16 protein-coding genes and 1 tRNA gene are annotated in these 17,232 nt (G+C 44.4%); 6 read left to right on the top strand and 11 right to left on the bottom strand.

Translation table 11 applies throughout. From position 1 onward, the window contains the following. Nucleotides 1–53: 53 nt before the first annotated feature. The 4 genes from ABRS97_RS05505 to ABRS97_RS05490 form a co-directional block, all read right to left on the bottom strand. A complete protein-coding gene (locus ABRS97_RS05505; protein ID WP_367811892.1) occupies nt 54–389 on the bottom strand; it encodes a hypothetical protein in 336 nt (111 codons plus the stop codon). 255 nt (nt 390–644) lie between these two features. Next, nucleotides 645–1,808, bottom strand: coding sequence for a hypothetical protein (locus ABRS97_RS05500; RefSeq protein WP_367811891.1), 1,164 nt, complete (start codon nt 1,806–1,808; stop codon nt 645–647). Then, nucleotides 1,805–3,262 carry a sensor histidine kinase gene (locus ABRS97_RS05495; protein ID WP_367811890.1) on the bottom strand — a complete coding sequence of 486 codons (1,458 nt, stop codon included), beginning with the start codon at nt 3,260–3,262 and terminating at the stop codon, nt 1,805–1,807. Before ABRS97_RS05495 ends, ABRS97_RS05500 begins: the two co-directional genes overlap by 4 nt. 4 nt (nt 3,263–3,266) lie before the next feature. Next, on the bottom strand, nt 3,267–3,968 hold the full coding sequence (locus ABRS97_RS05490) for a response regulator (protein ID WP_367811889.1): 702 nt from the start codon (nt 3,966–3,968) through the stop codon (nt 3,267–3,269). Between the two features lie 201 nt (nt 3,969–4,169). Between ABRS97_RS05490 and ABRS97_RS05485 the strand changes: the two genes are divergently transcribed. The 3 genes from ABRS97_RS05485 (at nt 4,170) to ABRS97_RS05470 (ending at nt 7,893) form a co-directional block, all read left to right on the top strand. Continuing rightward, nucleotides 4,170–4,958, top strand: coding sequence for a polysaccharide deacetylase family protein (locus ABRS97_RS05485; RefSeq protein WP_367811888.1), 789 nt, complete (start codon nt 4,170–4,172; stop codon nt 4,956–4,958). Nucleotides 4,959–4,993: 35 nt separating this feature from the next. Further along, nucleotides 4,994–5,461: an RNA polymerase sigma factor gene (locus tag ABRS97_RS05480; protein WP_367811887.1), complete on the top strand. Its 468-nt coding sequence runs from the start codon at nt 4,994–4,996 to the stop codon at nt 5,459–5,461. Between the two features lie 479 nt (nt 5,462–5,940). Next, on the top strand, nt 5,941–7,893 hold the full coding sequence (locus ABRS97_RS05470; protein WP_367811886.1) for a stalk domain-containing protein: 1,953 nt from the start codon (nt 5,941–5,943) through the stop codon (nt 7,891–7,893). A gap of 779 nt (nt 7,894–8,672) precedes the next feature. Here the strand turns inward: ABRS97_RS05470 and ABRS97_RS05465 are convergent. Continuing rightward, a tRNA-Leu gene (locus ABRS97_RS05465) sits at nt 8,673–8,760 on the bottom strand. 146 nt (nt 8,761–8,906) lie between these two features. On the opposite strand from ABRS97_RS05465, the gene ABRS97_RS05460 reads away from it, so the two are divergent. Continuing rightward, nucleotides 8,907–9,086, top strand: coding sequence for a hypothetical protein (locus tag ABRS97_RS05460; protein WP_367811885.1), 180 nt, complete (start codon nt 8,907–8,909; stop codon nt 9,084–9,086). A gap of 41 nt (nt 9,087–9,127) precedes the next feature. Here the strand turns inward: ABRS97_RS05460 and ABRS97_RS05455 are convergent, their stop codons facing one another. Continuing rightward, entirely contained in the window at nt 9,128–9,850 is a 723-nt protein-coding gene (locus ABRS97_RS05455; RefSeq protein WP_367811884.1) for an adenosylcobinamide amidohydrolase, read from the bottom strand. 2 nt (nt 9,851–9,852) lie between these two features. Beyond that, entirely contained in the window at nt 9,853–10,110 is a 258-nt protein-coding gene (locus ABRS97_RS05450) for a hypothetical protein (RefSeq protein WP_367811883.1), read from the bottom strand. Nucleotides 10,111–10,260: 150 nt separating this feature from the next. Between ABRS97_RS05450 and ABRS97_RS05445 the strand changes: the two genes are divergently transcribed. Then, complete coding sequence (locus ABRS97_RS05445) at nt 10,261–10,578, top strand: hypothetical protein (protein WP_367811882.1); 318 nt, start codon at nt 10,261–10,263, stop codon at nt 10,576–10,578. Between the two features lie 87 nt (nt 10,579–10,665). Here the strand turns inward: ABRS97_RS05445 and ABRS97_RS05440 are convergent, their stop codons facing one another. The 3 genes from ABRS97_RS05440 to ABRS97_RS05430 form a co-directional block, all read right to left on the bottom strand. Next, nucleotides 10,666–13,926 carry a DEAD/DEAH box helicase gene (locus ABRS97_RS05440; RefSeq protein WP_367811881.1) on the bottom strand — a complete coding sequence of 1,087 codons (3,261 nt, stop codon included), beginning with the start codon at nt 13,924–13,926 and terminating at the stop codon, nt 10,666–10,668. Nucleotides 13,927–14,582: 656 nt separating this feature from the next. Next, complete coding sequence (locus ABRS97_RS05435; protein ID WP_367811880.1) at nt 14,583–14,909, bottom strand: hypothetical protein; 327 nt, start codon at nt 14,907–14,909, stop codon at nt 14,583–14,585. Between the two features lie 80 nt (nt 14,910–14,989). Then, nucleotides 14,990–15,559 (bottom strand): xanthine phosphoribosyltransferase, encoded by a 570-nt coding sequence (locus ABRS97_RS05430; protein ID WP_367811879.1) that lies wholly within the window; start codon nt 15,557–15,559, stop codon nt 14,990–14,992. Nucleotides 15,560–15,836: 277 nt separating this feature from the next. On the opposite strand from ABRS97_RS05430, the gene ABRS97_RS05425 reads away from it, so the two are divergent. After that, on the top strand, nt 15,837–16,544 hold the full coding sequence (locus ABRS97_RS05425; RefSeq protein ID WP_367811878.1) for a DUF4309 domain-containing protein: 708 nt from the start codon (nt 15,837–15,839) through the stop codon (nt 16,542–16,544). Nucleotides 16,545–16,615: 71 nt separating this feature from the next. Here the strand turns inward: ABRS97_RS05425 and ABRS97_RS05420 are convergent, their stop codons facing one another. Further along, a complete protein-coding gene (locus tag ABRS97_RS05420; protein ID WP_367811877.1) occupies nt 16,616–17,224 on the bottom strand; it encodes a DedA family protein in 609 nt (202 codons plus the stop codon). Nucleotides 17,225–17,232 lie beyond the last annotated feature (8 nt).

The raw sequence follows: 17,232 nt of genomic DNA, 5'->3' as shown, positions 1-17,232 counted from the left end.
CTCAAGCCCAGCAAGGCTTTCGATTTATGAAATTCATTCGAATGTATAAGAATTTATGCATAAGTTATTTTAAGCAAAAATCCTTTGTTGCTTTTGTTTTTTGATAAAATGCAGTATTTAATTTCATTTTTTAATTCTTCTTGAATATACATGGTATCTTTAAATTCAACAAAAATAAGAAGGTCATGCAAAAGCTTTTTTATCTCCACGATATTCCATAGTTTTAATCTAACATTCAACTCATATGCGTTTATCTCTCTATTAAAAGATACATTGAATGAGTCAACGTTTAGTTCATTCTTGTGAAAACTATTAATTTCTGACCATAAACCTAGGTCATACGTACAATCTACATCTTTAGCAAAGTTGGATAGAGTAGTCTTGTCCAAATTATTTCCTCCCTATCGGTGGTTTTGAGGGTTAGGAATATATGTACCACCTCTTGCACTTGAATGTACAGAAACAATTCATTTATTCTCATTTAAAACTACTTTATTCCCCTTATTATATATATATTACCAATTTTATGCCCGTCCTCGTCAATTCCTCCAGACTGCCTCTTATTATTGCTGACAATGTTATCTATCGCCGATGAACTGAATCCTCTTCCCTGTCTCTGTTAGTATCCGGATAAATATAGCTGCTTATTGCTCCTTAAAGGTAAACCGGAATATCTCGCTTTTATTTATCTGACTGCTGCTGCTGAACAGATCGTTTTGGCGCCAAATCAAGCTTTGGACGGGGCTGATATTCCGGTAGATTACCGTATCTGAATCCAGACTCCCTTGATCCAAATACGCAGCATGCAAGTCTCCCGTCTGCGGATAACCAATATTTTGATTATTATGAACCACAACATAGGCGATTCGCTTCTCGTCTGCATCCAACGCAAAGTTAGAAATGGTGCCTTCCTGCAATAGATGAAACTTCTTGGCAGCTTTTTCATATAAGAAAAGCCCCTCTTTTTTCTCGATCTTTCCCTGCAACAATAGGTCTCCATTATTTAATATCTCGAACTGATTAATGGCTTCCCCTTGAATGGTCAGGTCCACTTGATTTGTATGGTTCAAATCCATCGTGAAAATGCCGGTTCCGCCCTTATATTCCGCTAAAAAGTAAACCAAATTCGGCCTCTCCCCCTTTTTAAAATCTAGCGGAACTGGGTCTTTGGAGTCGCTTGCCGTCTGTAATAGGTTTTTTAACCCTTCATAACTGATTAGCGGTTGAATTTCGCCCGTAGTCACATTGCTCAGAGTAAAATAATTTTTTGAGAAGCCCATATATTGTTCGTTATCCATGAAAAAAATGTTAGATTCGAAGTAATAATCCATTTTTTTCAGTTGCTTGTTTGCCTGCAAGTCATATATATAAGTCTTAGGAGCCGTTTCCCTATTCTCTGTTTTAAAATAGATGAGCTGTTTGGCATCAGGAGTTAATGTGATTCCGAATTCTGAACTTTTCGAAATTTCAACGAGCTGGTTATCATCAAGATGAAGGACAGCTAGTTTTAATCCTCGGTATGATTTGTCGGGCATCTGGAAAATTACGGAATTGTGATCTACCACTTGAAGCGCATAAGCCTCATAGTCATTCGTCAGCTTAGTGACAGCCTCGACTTCAAATGCTGTATTTGTTAGGGTCGCAAGGCTGCTCTTGAATTGATCGCTCGACAATACCACCGTTTTGGTTTTCACATTGCTTAAAGCGTACATACTTCCAAGCCCATAAAACCCGAATATAAACAAGATTAATAAAACCCCTAAAACCCAATAATGACGGTACTCTCTCCAGGAGCTCGACCTGCTCATTCCCACTCACCCGGCAAACTGATTTTAACTTCTGTACCTACCTCAATCGTACTGTTAAGCTCAATCTCTCCTCCATGATCTTCCACTATCCTTTTTACAATCGCCAACCCGAGTCCCGCGCTCCCTTTTTCATTCTCTCTCTTGCCGGCTCCCCTGAAAAATGGTTCAAACACTTGATCGATATGTTCATCTGCGATACCGCTCCCTTTATCTTTGACTCTGACCACAGCCAACCTTTCTTCTTTGTACGACTCAACATAAATCATGGAATTCACATCCCCGTACTTAATTAAGTTGTCAATCACATTCAAAAATACCTCTTTCAGTTTTTCCCGATCCGCTACCGTATACAAATCATTCTGAAGCTCGAATTGAATGCCGATGTTATATTTTCTGGCTTTAATCCGCATGTCCTCGCACGCTTCTTTCAAAATTTGTGACAGATCTAACTTTTCATATCGGTAATTGGCAGCCAATGCGGGGGATTGCGATAATTCCAAAATTTCAACGACCATCCGATTTAACCTCTGACTTTCACGAATAATATAATTTAGCCCTTTATCGAAAAAAGGAGCATCCGTAAACCCGTTGTCCTTCACAATCTGGGCATAGCCCAGAATAGTCGTTAACGGCGTTTTTAGCTCATGGGTAACATTATCGAAAAAAGCTTTGCTCCGGGCTTGAACCTGCTTCACTTCATCCCGTTCCTGCTCAATAATTTTGATCTGCTCTTTAATTTGTTTAATCATGATCTGAAACCGGCGGGATAATTCACCAATCTCATCTTGGGATGTAATTTGAATCTCCACATTGAAATTGCCTAAGGCAACCTGTTCGGAGCGTTCGGTTAATTCTCTAATCGGCTTGGTAATCTTTCTGGAAATGAAAATAGAGGCAATAAAAACAAAACCGAAGATGATCGCCGCGAATACTTTGATAATCGATTGAAAGCTGGCGTTTCTCTGGTAGAGCTCACTATAATCCTTCTGGTACCTCACAATACCGATAATCGACTGCTCCTGCTGAATCGGGAAGGACAAGCTGGCAATAACATTTTGATTCTCTATACTAATCCTGTAGGCGATTTGGGAGCTTAGGGCCGATTCAAGGTCGCTGTTATCTGCTGACTTCACAACCTCGTTATTATCCGAATCCTTTATTCCATCAACAGCATCAACAATCGCTACAGGACCGCCAATCGCAGCCGTTAATTCTCGGGTTAGCATGTTTCTTTCCGAAGCCAATGATGTTTTATTCATCTTCTTCTTATGAACCATAAAATACTGATTGATGTATATATCCAGGTTGGTCTTGGCGTTAATCATATCCTCATGAATGATCCGATTCATATTTTGTTCCGTAGCCCTATAGGACACAATCAGCATGGCAGATAGACCGATGAAAATAATGGTAGAAAAAACAACCACAATTTTAAATTGAACAGGAAATTTCATAGGCTCACCTGGAAATCAGCTTATAACCGACGCCAAATACCGTTTCGATCATGGATAAGCTATGATCCTCTTCCAGTTTTTTGCGAATTCTTTGTACATGGATATCCACCGTCCGCGTATCTCCTGCAAATTCAAATCCCCAAACTTTGTCCAGAAGCTCAGACCTGCTAAAGACCTTCTCCTGATGCTCCGCAAAAAACAATAAAAGATCATATTCCTTATTCGTAAATACCACTCTGATTTTGTCTTTCCACACTTCCCGCCTATCTTTATAAATCTCAATACCCTCCCCTAAATGGATCACCTCATACGCCCCGCTTTCCAAGGAATCACCGATCAGCTCAATTCTGCGGAAAATCGCCCGGATCCGGGCAATGACTTCACGAATATCAAAAGGCTTCGTTATATAATCGTCAGCTCCCAATTCCATACCCAGAACTTTATCCAAGGTGTCAGACTTAGCAGTAATCATGATGATCGGGATCGTCGACTTCTGGGAAACTTGTTTGCAAATATCGAATCCGCTCATATCAGGAAGCATCAGGTCCAGCAGAAGCAAGTCCGGCCTGAATCGTTTCAATTTTTCCAGGGCCTGCGCTCCGGTGGCCGCCTCTTTAATAACAAATCCTTCTTTTCGAAGGGAATATGCGAGTAAATCACGTATGGGTTCCTCGTCCTCTATTAATAAAATGCTTTTCTGTCTCATAGTTGTATGATTCTCCCCAATTAAAATAGCAATACAAGCTTAAAACTCCTATCATTTTATCAGATATTCTATTATCTAACATCTCTTATGAACAGTTGTTGACATAAGTTACAACTTGGATACAAACTCGCGAACATCTGAAACAACTACTTTCTATACTTAAGAGTATCTATCAAAACACACAGAAAGTAGGAAAGCTTCATGAAACAGAAGAAACTCTTGGTCAGATTTACAGTTATTTCCGGATTGGTTATTGCTTTGGCTTGCGCATCCACTCCCGACTATTCTTCAGCCAAATCTAACATAAAAGACTCGCAAACTCAGGCTTCTACCAAGCCAGCAGTACCAAAGAACATTTCCGCGGCCATTTCCCCGCCGTCGCTTAAATCCAAAAAAATGGCGGCTCTCACCTTCGATGATGGACCCGACAAAAAATATACCGACAAGGTGCTTGATATTCTGAGAGATTATAAGGTCAAAGGCACGTTCTTTATATTAGGAGAAAAGACCAGACAGTATCCTGGTGTCGTGAAACGCATCAATCAGGACGGACACGCCCTGGGCAATCATTCGTGGAATCATCCGAATCTGTCCAAGCTTAGCCAACAGGAGCTTCGCCAGGAAATTAAAAAAACGGATGAAGCGATTCGTGAGGTTACCGGCTTTGCGCCAATGCTATTGCGCCCCCCTTATGGAGCCGCATCGGATCAGGTGAAGAAAGAAATTACGGCATCGGGACATACTCTGGCCCTATGGAGTATCGATACTCTCGATTGGGCGGGCACCTCATCTGCTGACATTATCAAGGCTGTCAAGTCAGGACCTAAGGAGAATGCTGTAGTACTGATGCATACGGGAGGAGGGAGGAACGGAAACCTGGATAATACCATTAGGGCGCTGCCTAAGATTATCGAGTATTATCAGTCTCAAGGCTACGACTTGGTCACGTTGCCTGAATTAAAAGGCTTGGACGACAAAATAAAGCAATAACCAGCAGACCGGAATAAAAAGGGGATAAGCACGTCATGGACATTCAAAAACTTTATTCATCATATAAGCAGGATCTTTTAAGCTATCTTCTGAAAATAGCAAAAAACAGACAGGATGCCGAGGACTTGTTGCAGGAATGCTTCATCCGTTTTATGAGCGCCTCACCTTTGCTGCCGAACGATAAAATCTTCTTTTATCTTAAGAAAATTGCCAGAAATTTAGCGATAGATATGTTTAGAAAACGCAAAAAAAAGCGGGATTACACAATGTACTTGAATGAGCTCCCCTGTCATTGGGACGCGCACGATTTTGAACACCAGGAGGAAGTCAATCGAATTCTCCGAATGGTGAGTAATGTCGAACATCGAACTATAGTCGATTTGCGTCTAGTCCAGGGGTTTTCTACTAAAGAAACTGCAAAAATAGTCGACAAGACCGAAAATACGGTGAAGACATCGCTATTTAGAGGTGTGAACCATATTAAAACACGATATTCCTCCTAGCAAACCTTTGTTTATCAATATTTGGGGGCATGGCTTAACTTCTGAACAACATTATAAGGTGTAGCTGTTACCATTGCAGCACTACCCGCCGGCGGGGAAGGCCCAATTTTCTCTTCCGGCGCTATTTTTGTGATTTGTTAAAACTTGAATACAACGTTGTCGGCCTTCAATACATTTGGAGCGTACAATGATAGGATGATTTTCCTTCAGACCATGCGCCTTAGGTACCTCTCGCCGGAAAACCGATCGCAAAATATTGGCCGACAGAATACAGTTCAGCTGAGTGAGAATCGGTTGGTTGAATTCCGCCGCCGCCATATCGGGTATTTCTTTCAGTCCTATGAGCTGATCCCGAATCTAACCTTACGTGAGAATGTCGAGCAATCATGTAAAAACATCACTTTTCAGAACTTTAAAGCGTATTAAACCGCACTATCTCTTGAATTCATTATGCATGGCGCAATAGAGGAGAAAATCAATTGAAAAAGTTCATTTATCTGACCATGATCTTTCTGTTATTCGCGGGCATTGTTCCCGCACATGTTTTAGCATCAGCAACCTCTCAAAGTTTGCAGACTGCTGCCAAAACAGCTGCAGTCACTGCCGATATCTTAAACATCCGAAGCGGTAGTGGCCTGCAATATGCTGTCATAGCCAAAATAGCCGTGGGCTCCAAAGTAACCATTTTAGGGAAAGAAGCAGAATGGTATCGTGTCAGGCTATCGGACGGAAAAATCGGTTGGGCAATTGCAGATTACTTGAGCATCGAGCCTGATTCTTCCGTCGATTTGTCCCAGCCTGACGCTGGAATTAGTGCCATTACCAAGCCTTATTTTCATTTGAAATTTAACGGAACGGAAGTCAATTTCCCAGATGCGAAACCGTATATAGATGAAAATAGCAGAGCACAGGTACCTGTAAGATTCCTGGCAGAGTCCATGAACTTCGATGTGAAGTGGGAGGAAAACGGGAACAAAAATACGATTACCCTGTCTAAAGGCAATCTGAAAGTACATTTAAAAATTGGCGATAAATTTGCTGTTGTCAACGGGCTGCAACAAAGTCTGGATACAAGCGCAGTGCTGCTTCATGAACGAACTTATGTCCCCTTAAGATTTTTGTGCGAGCTTGTGGGAGAGGGCATCAAGTGGGACTCTGACAACAATACCGTTGCGGTGTCGGACAAGACCTCAAAAGATGATACTCAAACTGGAGAAACTCCCATATTGTCTGTTCCAAGAGCCACTGTTCAGCAAGCTAAAGCATGGGCAAAATCCAAAGGTGCAACAGATGTGTTTATAGCTCTTGCGGATATTGTTTGGAGTGAAGCTCCCAAAGCAGGAGTCGATCCTGCCGTTGTATACTGCCAGTCTGCAAAGGAAACCGGCTTTGGAAAATTTGGCGGCGTATTGGATGAAACATTCAAGAATCCAGCCGGCTTAAAGAAGTATGCTGGCGGCTCTGACACAGATCAAGCTGCACATCAGAGCTTTACCAGTTGGCAGGAAGGGGTGCAGGCGCAGATTGATCATCTGGCACTGTATGCAGGCGCCCCTGGTTATCCTAAAACCCGCACATCTGATCCAAGGCATTTCCCCAATTTGAAAGGCATAGCAATTTCAGTGGAAGCATTAGGCGGTAAATGGGCAGGCAGTCCTTCCTATGGCGCTGAAATTGTAAAGATGGTGACAGAAGTGGGATTGGTAAGAAGTTCAACCGCTCAACTCTCAAACAATTTTATCTGGATATGGAAGCTGCAGAACCTTGTGGATCAATATGGGGGGATAGACAATCTCATAGTTAAACTAAAGTCGTTAGGGATAACCAACGTCTGTATCAAATTTCATGAAGGTTCAAGTCCAAATGGCAAGGCGGCAAATTATAAAGATGTGTTTTTCAAATACGCAAGTAATTTTAAGAATGCAGGATTTACAGTGGGCACATGGGGATTTAATTATTTTACCGATATTCAGGCTGAGGCCAATTTGATAAATGAAGCGTTAGATCATAGTGATTATTATATTTTTGATGTGGAAGAGAAAGTAGCAGGCATGACAAACGAAGCGATTAAAATATGCGAGCTTGTAAGAAGAAAGCATCCCCAATCCATAATAGGCTATTCCTCATTCCCGATCGTGAGCAATCATTCTAATATACCGTATCAAGTTTTTAATAAATATTGCAATTTTGCTTCTCCGCAGTGCTATTGGGCAGAAATGAAGCGCAGCGTCGGCAGTTGCATGGATGGGATGATCGAGGAGTATAAAAAATACGGACTTGACAAACCCATATACCCTACTATCCAATCATATGACACAGATATGAGCGGGTATAGCCTTTATACAAAGTATAACTTTGGTGTTACTGGTGTATGGAGTTTTGATTCCATGGACAGTAATTTTGAGCGCTTCGCAAAAAGTATGAAAAAGTAAACCAAGGGATCTTGTGAGCTACATAGGGGCTGCTGAATAATCCCATCAAAAAGTCCCCATAGTCGATCACGCCATCGCCAGCGGTTTAATGTTGCTCAGCATGGAGTACCTAGTTGTTGATGGAGTGATCGCATGGCGGAATGAAGGCCTCCGAGGACGATGCATTTGAATCCGGAACGGCTGTGACCACTGGAATCTATCGTTAAAAACCGAAAATAAAGAATGCTGCTCGTCAAACTTTATTTGGTTGATACAGCTTTTCATTGATGCCAGAAGTTATACAACCAGAAAAGAAGCAATCCTGAAAGACAACACACAGGATTGCTTCTTTTCTGGTTGTGCATTCTACTCATTAAAATAGGGGGTAGTGTTAGCATAATAGGCCTTCCAATGCATGTACGATTTCTCGAAGCAACCGTGTATCAAGTATCATGAATCATGAATCTCAATTTTGGCATGTCCGATCTGAACGATGAGAGAAGATAAAGAGCTAGTGGCTAGCGGCTTCTTTAAAGTTGGAAACCAATTGTACAACCTATCAGTAGACGATCATTTCTCATACCGATGCTTACCTCCATAGGAGCGATACCAAAATAGTCGGCCGCAATTTTGCAAGTGATTTTGGGTGAATTTCTTAGTTCTTCATCCGTGTATTTGCCCATACTTAATTGCAGTTACACTTCGACAAAATGTTAGAATTTTCCTGTAACTTCATTCAAACTCACGCCTAAAATAATAAAAAACCCTCCAGAGTTATCTGAAGGGCATCATTTTAGGTATGGTGCGGTCAAGAGGACTCGAACCTCCACGGGGGGTTAGCCCACACGGACCTGAACCGTGCGCGTCTGCCAATTCCGCCATGACCGCAAGCTGCCGGATGAACAAGTTCATATCAGCGGCGACAAAAATAAATATATCATGCTCAAAGCTATCCAGTCAATCGCCGTTTTGTTAATCGCTTGCATATTTATCGTTTCATTTCCACAAGCTATACCGAAAAGGAGGGATTTGTCATGGATCAAGAAGAAATCGATGCATTAGAACCAAAGTACACGGGCAACAAGCGAGAGCTTACCGAGGGGGAAGCCGAGGCCATTGTACATGATCCTAACCATCAGAATGAAGATGTTGATGACACTGGATTAGGCAGCCTTAGAGCTGGAGCCGCCTACGGCCTCTTTCGTCGAACATGAAATTAGCAATTGCCATGTGCAGCTTTACTGCATCCAAGGGATCAGTAAGGCTTTTCCTCATATACGTTTCCGGAAGCCATGACTGCTTCGTACACCGTTCTGCCAATCAAATAGCCTAACTGGGTCGCTGTACCCGCATAGCTGAGTAACCGTCCACGGCCTGTCGCGGCAATGAGAACAGCATCTGTCGTGGTTCCCGTCGCAAACGCTCCACCAACCTTAATACCCAACGCTTGTAATGCCGCTGTTTTTGCTTCAGTCGCGGTAATAACCGCATTCACCATCGCCGCATCGGTTAAGAGGCCATTAATGATGACGATGCTGTTAATTGTTCCTGGGTACAGCGAGGACGCGGGAAGCTCAGCTCCGGCTCTCGCTTTGTTACCTAGCCCAACCGTGACCCAAGAGGCAACCTGCAGGCGCTCACGAGAGTCGCCATGGGTACTCAGCTCGACCTGAGCAGCCTCCTCCCAACAAAGGGAGCTAAATCCGACATGCTTCACCTTAGCCGCTGTGAGCATACTTGCTGTAACATGCGAGTCAATGCCTTCCTCGGCGAGGAACGTATTCATTTCGCCTATAGGGTCGGCTGCTTGATAGAAACGGTCAACTTGGCGATTGATCAAATTCGTATGTGAACCGAAGCCCCCGCCCCATGGCGAGGAATTCAATGTTCGCAGAGGAGTCTCACTTTGGATTCGTAGGTAAGATCCCTGCGCACATTCGGTTAACTTCATGGTAATACCGTTAATTGGGACATCCATTCCTATTCGTCCTCGTCCTGGTCCGGCTCAACCGGCACTTGGGGAAGCATATATTCAGGCGGTCTTTCGTCGCCGTAGGGTTGATACACATAACCGCGCGCGAGCTTGACAACTCTACGGTTTTTTTTACGGATCAGAACACTCTCATCATCCCACGCGACAACGAAGCCTCTTACATCGTTCGTCGGGCTGACATCCCGAATAACGCGCAGCAGCGTGCCCTCGACCCTGTAATGATCCAACTGGTCCTCTGTAATCAAAGTAATACCTCCTGCCTGTATTATTACTAAAGGTTATTCTCCCCTAGCATACACCAATTTTCGACGAGTTGAAACTTACATAATTCATGGCTGCACGGGTTAACTTATTCCTAACCGATCAGATTCCTGGTAATGAGGGAGGCGCAAGCAATGGACAAAAAAACGTATTACATTAATGTGGGCACAGGCGAAGTGCTTGAGGATAAAGAAGCCTTAAATTACGAGTTTGAAATCATGGCCAATGAGGAGGAGATCGATCAGTTGCAGGAGCTTTTTGAAGAAACAGATAATACCTCGCAAAGCAGCTACGAAAGCTCTTATTTGCCTTGGAGGGTTTATTATAACAACGAATCGAATCAAGACTATGATTATTATTTGACCGAAGTATACCGCGCGCTGCATAGGCTGGGGACGGAAGAAACGAAACGTCATATTGAAAGCATGCATATTCTGGAGTCGGGAATCTGACAAACCAAATGCCCTGACCTGGTCATCATTACAAGTCAAGGCATTTTATTATTTCAAAAACATGAAAGTCAGGACTCCCTGATTCGTTCAAGATTCAATCATCAAAATCTCCCGGATTTCCTGCTCCGACAGCGTAGATAGCGCCTCTTCACCAGGACGGATGACTTCCTCGATCAGGTTTTTCTTTCTTTGTTGGAGCTCATACATCTTGTCCTCCACCGTACCTTGAGTAACAAGGCGAATAACTTGCACAACGTTTTGCTGTCCAATGCGATGGGCACGGTCGGCTGCCTGCTGCTCCACAGCTGGATTCCACCATAAGTCATAGAGGACTACCGTATCCGCTCCAGTCAAATTCAGGCCGGTGCCGCCTGCTTTTAAAGAAAGCAGAAACAAATCGCGTTCACCGCCATTGAATCTGTTGCATAATTCCACTCGCTCTGCGGGAGGCGTTTGGCCATCCAAATAGAAATAAGGCACACCCTGTACGCTAAGTTCCCTCTCCATCAATGCCAACATCTGTGTAAATTGCGAGAAGATTAGCAATCGCTTCCCGGCACTTCGGCAATCTTCTATAATTTCCAGCAACTGTTCGAATTTTGCCGAGCTGCCGGTATAATCTTCTACAAACAATGAAGGATGACAGCATAACTGGCGGAGACGGGTCAAACCGGCCAGGATTTTGATTCTGTTTTTCTGAAAGCCCTGTTCGTTCAGATGCTTCAACGTTTCCTGCTGCAGCTCGGCCAGATAAGCGGCATACAGCTTCTTTTGCTCCGGCAGCAGCTCTGAGGCCTGCAGCGACTCGATCTTTTCCGGCAGCTCTTTGAGCACGTCCGTCTTTAACCTGCGCAGCAGGAAGGGGCGAATCCGCTTAGCCACGGTTTCCCTGGATAATTCGTTGAAGGCCTTTCTCGCCGGGAACAACGCTGGAAACACCGCATCAAAGATGGACCAGAGCTCCTCTAGTCTGTTCTCCACAGGTGTTCCCGTTAAGGCGAAACGGTATTGTGCCCTAATCACTTTCACAGCCTGTGCGGTTTGGGTCGCATAATTTTTGAATACCTGCGCTTCATCCAGAATGAGCGTATGAAAAGATGAGTCGACATATAAATCGATGTCCCTTCGCAGCAGTGGATAAGAGGCAATGATCACATCCACATTCGCTGCATGTTTCAAAATCTTGGTACGCTCCACCCTAGTACCATCAGCAATGACAACTAGCAGCTCTGGCGCGAATTTTTTGAATTCATTCCGCCAGTTATACACGAGAGAAGCAGGAGAAACTATAATCGCAGGCAGCTTCCGCTCCCTGATCTCGGGCAACATGGAGACAATAAAAGCTATGCTTTGCAGCGTTTTACCAAGACCCATATCATCTGCGAGGATGCCGCCAAACCGATAATGGGCAAGCGTCTTCATCCAGCCGAACCCATATTTCTGATAATCCCGAAGCACGGATTCCAGGCTTGACGGCACAGGGAATTCCAAATGATCGGGATTGCGCACATTGTCCAGCAGACGTCGAAGCGATTTGCCAAGGCTCACGGCATTCCCTTGTCTCTCGGCAACCATCAACTGGAGTCCTCGAATAACAGGAAGACGGATTTTCTCTGCGAGAACGTCTCTATGGCCTATCCCTAACTCATTCATGACACGGACAATTTCTTGAAACTCGGCGCTTTCCAGAGGCATTAACGCCCCATTCGGAAGCTTATGGAAGTTCCGTTTCTCCGCCAGAGACTTAAGGATACGTCGAATCTCCGATTCTGGAATTCCGCTCAGTTCAAACTGGAATTCCAGCCAATCTGTCCGCTCATCCACATCAACTTTAACCTTCGGATGGATCGGCCCGGTATAAAGCTTGGCTTTTACCGCTGAAGTGGCATAAACGACCAAATGCTTCTCCAACTGTGGAACGATGTTATGCAAAAATTCATATTCCGCCTCTTCGTCATCGAGGAAATAGCCGACTTCTGTTTTCGCGAACGCGCCTTGCTCCATGAGCGAAAGAATTTGCCTTTCTTGCTCTCCGTCCCGCACGAGAATGCGGTCCCCGCTGCGGCGCTGAATGCTGCCTTCTAACGGATTGATAAGAATTTCACCATATTGAAACTCCAACTCAGCAAGCAACCGATCCTTGACCCGGTCTAGGTAAAGCTTGGCCTTTAAGGGCATTTGCATCATCCGATCCGAAACGCTTTGCGCGATTCGAACGCTTCCCAGCTTCATGAGACCAGGAATCACCTTTTCCATAAATGGCTCTATTTGTGTATGCGGTATTTGGATTCGGTGCCTGCGGGAAGCTTCCATCATCTGCTTAAGCTCCGCAAGGCGTTTGCATTGCTGATCCGGCAGCTTCTGCAGCTTTCCTTCGGAAAGGACAATGCCATAAGCCTCCATAACGATAATTTCATCCAACCCCAGAACCTCTAACTGGTAACCTTCAGTCCGAGCCTGATCGAACTCAAAGCTCAGAGGAATGGAAGCCTCGTTCCATTCAATCCCGTTAATGGTGCGGTTATCCTGCTCTATCTTGCCTAAAGGAGCATCCACAAGCAACGGCAGCAGCTTCTCCCCAAAAAGAGGCGGAATCAAAATCATCCTTTCGCCCCCCAAACGATTCAGCGAATTACCCGAATCTCGGTATATCTCTTCCTGACGATAGATTTGAATGAGTTGACGCAGTATCGCATCGTTTTCTTTTCCGAAGCTGTGATGATTTGGATCATAAATGAAGTTTTTAGAGAATACATACGCTTTTTTCCGGTCGATATGATCCAGAAACTCTCTGATTTTATGGGCCATGTACAACCGTTTTGACCCGACTTTGATCTCAATGCCGAACATGATTTTCCGGTGGAAAGAAAATGGTTTGCAGGTAAACTCCACGTCGAGAACTTCCCGCGCATCAAAAAGGGCTCGCGTCTGAGTTGAAAGCAGCGTCTTTTCACCGAATAACGCCAACAGGCCGGACGTCATGAGCGAGTCACCAGCCGAAGTCACTGCTTCGTTGTTATTCGCCAGCTCCCTGGAATCCCTCATAGATGGTGAAGAAGCCGCCTGAAAATCTTGAATATGCAGCAGCACCGCGGCAATATGCGCGCAATAGAAGTCGTCAGGAAAATACGCAGGGCATGTGCATCTTGCATCGATTTCATCGTGTGAATCGAATTCCACGCGGACCTCATGCATGCTTTCCTCTTTAACAATAGCTTCGTATTCATCTCTTCCGGAATCCTCATTCGTGAAGGTTACCCTGCCCTCCTGGTAGAAATCTTCCCCCTTCTCATATGCAAACAGGCCGCACAATGACCGAATGACCTGATCCGTTAACTGAAAGCTCATTGCCTGTATCCATCCTTTTGAGAAAAATATGGTTGTAATCATTATAAGAAAAACCTAACCTGAGGCAAAGTCCTTAACTAAACCCACACGTTTAGGCATGGGGAGGGAATTGGGTATGGGGTTTTCCATGAACACCCCTGTAACATTCCGAGTTACATTTCACTTCCGCATGCCTCACAAGAAAACGGAGAAGGTACTGCCGAACCGTCAATCCCCATGCACAGCGAAATCGACGGAACTACGATACCTTATTCCACGCTCATGTCCCTTTTCTCCCCCTGAAGCGGAACTAGGGTGCGTTAAATGTACGAAACTCTGCCGAAAACCCCACATTTCCTGCTCATAAGGTACGGAAGTTCCGCGAAACGTCCGTTCAACTGAAAATACCGTCTCATAGCGTACCTACGTTCCGCTCACCCATGCAAAAAGACGATCTATCGCAGATCGTGGCGGAATTGCAATATTTCAATACTCCAAACCGCTGTCGCACTTCCCGATCTTTTACTCCCAACAGGATGTTCGTCTCCATATCTCTGCCTTACCAATAACAAAAACAAGGTGGAAGGCATGCCCTCCCTGAAATTTTATAAATTCTATAATGTAAAAAAGCCAACACATCCAAAAGGATGCATTGGCCTTTTATTTGAAGATGAAATTTAACTAACATGCTCCTTGGAATCGTTCGTCTCGAACCAGAAGTCAAGGACCTTGCTCGACATCACACGCTTCTGAATATATTCCGCTTGAGCCGTAGAGAATTGTCCTTCCCACTCAAATGACAGCTCTGTGCAGAGCTTCACAACTGTCAACAATTCCGACCAAGCCACATAGCGTTTGTACCAAAAAAATTGAGGGTGTTCAATCATATAGGGATAGAGGTCATCAAACTCTGTATGCTTACAGTCAAGAGCACGTTCAAAGTGAGTTTTCGCTTCTCCCAGCTTTGTCATAAAATATTCAGCAGAACCATTTTCAATTCCCATAGTTGTCAGCCTCCTCTCTTACCATGAAACCATTATAAAGGAAAAATCGCTTTCAGGGAAGGCATACCTTACTTGAAAAATCAGTCAAAAGTGATTTGCCCGTTCGCCAGCGATGCAATACGCGCCAAAGATTCCACGCGAATACCTCGTTCACGGATCGATTTCCCGCCTGCCTGGAACAGCTTTTCAACCACAATCCCGCAGCCGACAAGCTCCGCTTCCGCTTTCTCAATGATCCGGATCAAGCCGCGCGCAGCATCCCCATTCGCGATGAAATCATCAATGAGCAGCACACGCTCCCCTTTTTTCAATAAATGGGAGGAAACCATAATGTCCGTTACAATGCCTTTGGTAAAGGAAGGCACGCGCTCGCTGTATGTATCCTGGTCCATGGTTAACGTCTTCTTGCGACGAGCGAAAACCATAGGGACGCCAAGCTGCAAAGCGGTGGCAAAAGCAATCGGGATACCCGAAGACTCCACCGTCAATATTTTATCAGGCTTGGTCTCACCGAACAGTCTCGCAAACTCTTTCCCCATCTCCATGATCAGCACCGGATCCACCTGATGATTCAGAATGGCGTCCAGCTTAAGAACTTGATCCGATACGACGACACCTACTTCTAAGATCCGCTGCTTCAATATTTCCATTTTGACGACCTCCATACTTTGAGCAAAGATCAAAGTCTCTCCTAATTGTATTATGAGTAAGTTACCATATTGATCAAGTAGGTTTCAAGTCCCAATTTACAGACTTAGGCCTTTTGAAGTGAAACTTTTACAGAGGAACAGGTGTCTATATAGATAAGTGTTTAAAATTGCCAATAATTGCTCACAATTGAGCATTGAGATTGACAACCGTTAAGCGGTATGATTAGTAATGTTGCGTTTTCACCTCACGTTTATTCGGCAGAAAGGAAAGATGACGATGAATAAACCTGTAAAATTAATCGTTCTTAGCTGTGTGCCCGTTGCGTTCGCTTCACTTCTGGTAGCTGGCTGCCAAAAGTCATCTGTTCCGTCCGCACAGCCTCCAATAGCATCACCAGCCTATGTGCAGCCAGTGGCTCTTGCAAGCTTGCCTCCGGCTATTCAGATGGCCTCACCGGCGCCTACATCAACACCTGAAGACAAAGCCAAGCATGAAGCCCAAGTCGCGGGTACGAACAAGACCGACTTATCCGATATTCCGCAGAATGTAACAAGCGCCAAGCCTACAGCCAAGCCAAAAGTGAAAGCGGAAGACGCTTATCAGCAGGAAAAGCCGACATTGATGGGCTTAAAACTCGCAACGCCGAAGAAAACCGTTTTGGACAGTTTCGGCAAAGCGAAGAAACAATTCATCATGGACGAAGACGAAGATGCCATAGAAGTGTACGATTTTACGGATTTCTCAGTTGGCTTTAACAAAAAAGATCAGCTTGAGTTCGTTGATGTTCATTCTCTTGATATTGATCCAGGGCTCCGCGGACTGAGACTTGGCCAAAAAGCGCAGGACGCGATTACGATTCTGGGCAAACCAGATACGAACACCTCATTCGTGCTTTCCTATAAATCACAAAACACGATTCTTAAGATTGACATTGATCCCAAAGAAAACACGATCCAATCCATTAAGCTATTCGCGGATCACTAATTGAATAAAAGAATGACAAAGACCATGACGTCTCCGAAGTTTCGGAACTATCATGGTCTTTCTAGTATGTATTAATGCAGTGCTCTTCGTTTGCGGAAACGCAGGTAGATTAAGATTCCGAGGACAGCACATACGGCCAGGATCATCAAACTCATTCCCATATATTTGTGGATAAGCTCGAACAAGCCATCCAAGTTGCTTCCGATAAAATGGCCTAGTGTCAAAAAGGTTGTACACCACACGAAGGCCCCGGTTCCTGCGTACAATAAGTATTTGTAAAATTTGACCCCGCTTACCCCTGATAAATAACAAGTAAAATGCCGGACACCTGGGACAAAGTAGCCAAAAAATACGGCCCAAAGCCCATATTTCTTAAACCAGCCCTCGGCTCTCTCGATTCGGCTTGGCGTAAGTTTGATCCATTTCCCATAGCGGTACAGAAACGGCTTACCGACCCGATGGCCAAGCATATAGCTGACAACCATGCCTGTCATGGTTCCGGCGTATATTACGATTAAGGTCGTCGTGTAAGTAAACGGGCCGCCAGGCGCAGTTAACGAGCCGACGAACGCCATTAACGTCTCATCAGGAACAGGTACGCCTACAATACCTGCCGAAAGCAAGAGATACAAGGCAATATAGCCATAATGACCGATAAAATCATAAAGAGCTTCCTTCACGAAAGACA

The sequence above is a fragment of the Paenibacillus tabacirhizosphaerae genome (assembly GCF_040812395.1).
Taxonomy (GTDB): Bacteria; Bacillota; Bacilli; order Paenibacillales; family NBRC-103111; genus Paenibacillus_E.
This window is presented reverse-complemented; position numbering and strand designations above follow the sequence as displayed.

What these genes read in the sequence shown, in the direction of transcription:
- ABRS97_RS05500 (WP_367811891.1), bottom strand. Translation starts at nt 1,808, where the DNA reads ATGAGCAGGTCGAGCTCCTGGAGAGAGTACCGTCATTATTGGGTTTTA.
- ABRS97_RS05495 (WP_367811890.1), bottom strand. Translation starts at nt 3,262, where the DNA reads ATGAAATTTCCTGTTCAATTTAAAATTGTGGTTGTTTTTTCTACCATT.
- ABRS97_RS05490 (WP_367811889.1), bottom strand. Translation starts at nt 3,968, where the DNA reads ATGAGACAGAAAAGCATTTTATTAATAGAGGACGAGGAACCCATACGT.
- ABRS97_RS05485 (WP_367811888.1), top strand. Translation starts at nt 4,170, where the DNA reads ATGAAACAGAAGAAACTCTTGGTCAGATTTACAGTTATTTCCGGATTG.
- ABRS97_RS05480 (WP_367811887.1), top strand. Translation starts at nt 4,994, where the DNA reads ATGGACATTCAAAAACTTTATTCATCATATAAGCAGGATCTTTTAAGC.
- ABRS97_RS05460 (WP_367811885.1), top strand. Translation starts at nt 8,907, where the DNA reads ATGGATCAAGAAGAAATCGATGCATTAGAACCAAAGTACACGGGCAAC.
- ABRS97_RS05455 (WP_367811884.1), bottom strand. Translation starts at nt 9,850, where the DNA reads ATGGATGTCCCAATTAACGGTATTACCATGAAGTTAACCGAATGTGCG.
- ABRS97_RS05445 (WP_367811882.1), top strand. Translation starts at nt 10,261, where the DNA reads ATGGACAAAAAAACGTATTACATTAATGTGGGCACAGGCGAAGTGCTT.
- ABRS97_RS05440 (WP_367811881.1), bottom strand. Translation starts at nt 13,926, where the DNA reads ATGAGCTTTCAGTTAACGGATCAGGTCATTCGGTCATTGTGCGGCCTG.
- ABRS97_RS05435 (WP_367811880.1), bottom strand. Translation starts at nt 14,909, where the DNA reads ATGGGAATTGAAAATGGTTCTGCTGAATATTTTATGACAAAGCTGGGA.
- ABRS97_RS05430 (WP_367811879.1), bottom strand. Translation starts at nt 15,559, where the DNA reads ATGGAAATATTGAAGCAGCGGATCTTAGAAGTAGGTGTCGTCGTATCG.
- ABRS97_RS05425 (WP_367811878.1), top strand. Translation starts at nt 15,837, where the DNA reads ATGAATAAACCTGTAAAATTAATCGTTCTTAGCTGTGTGCCCGTTGCG.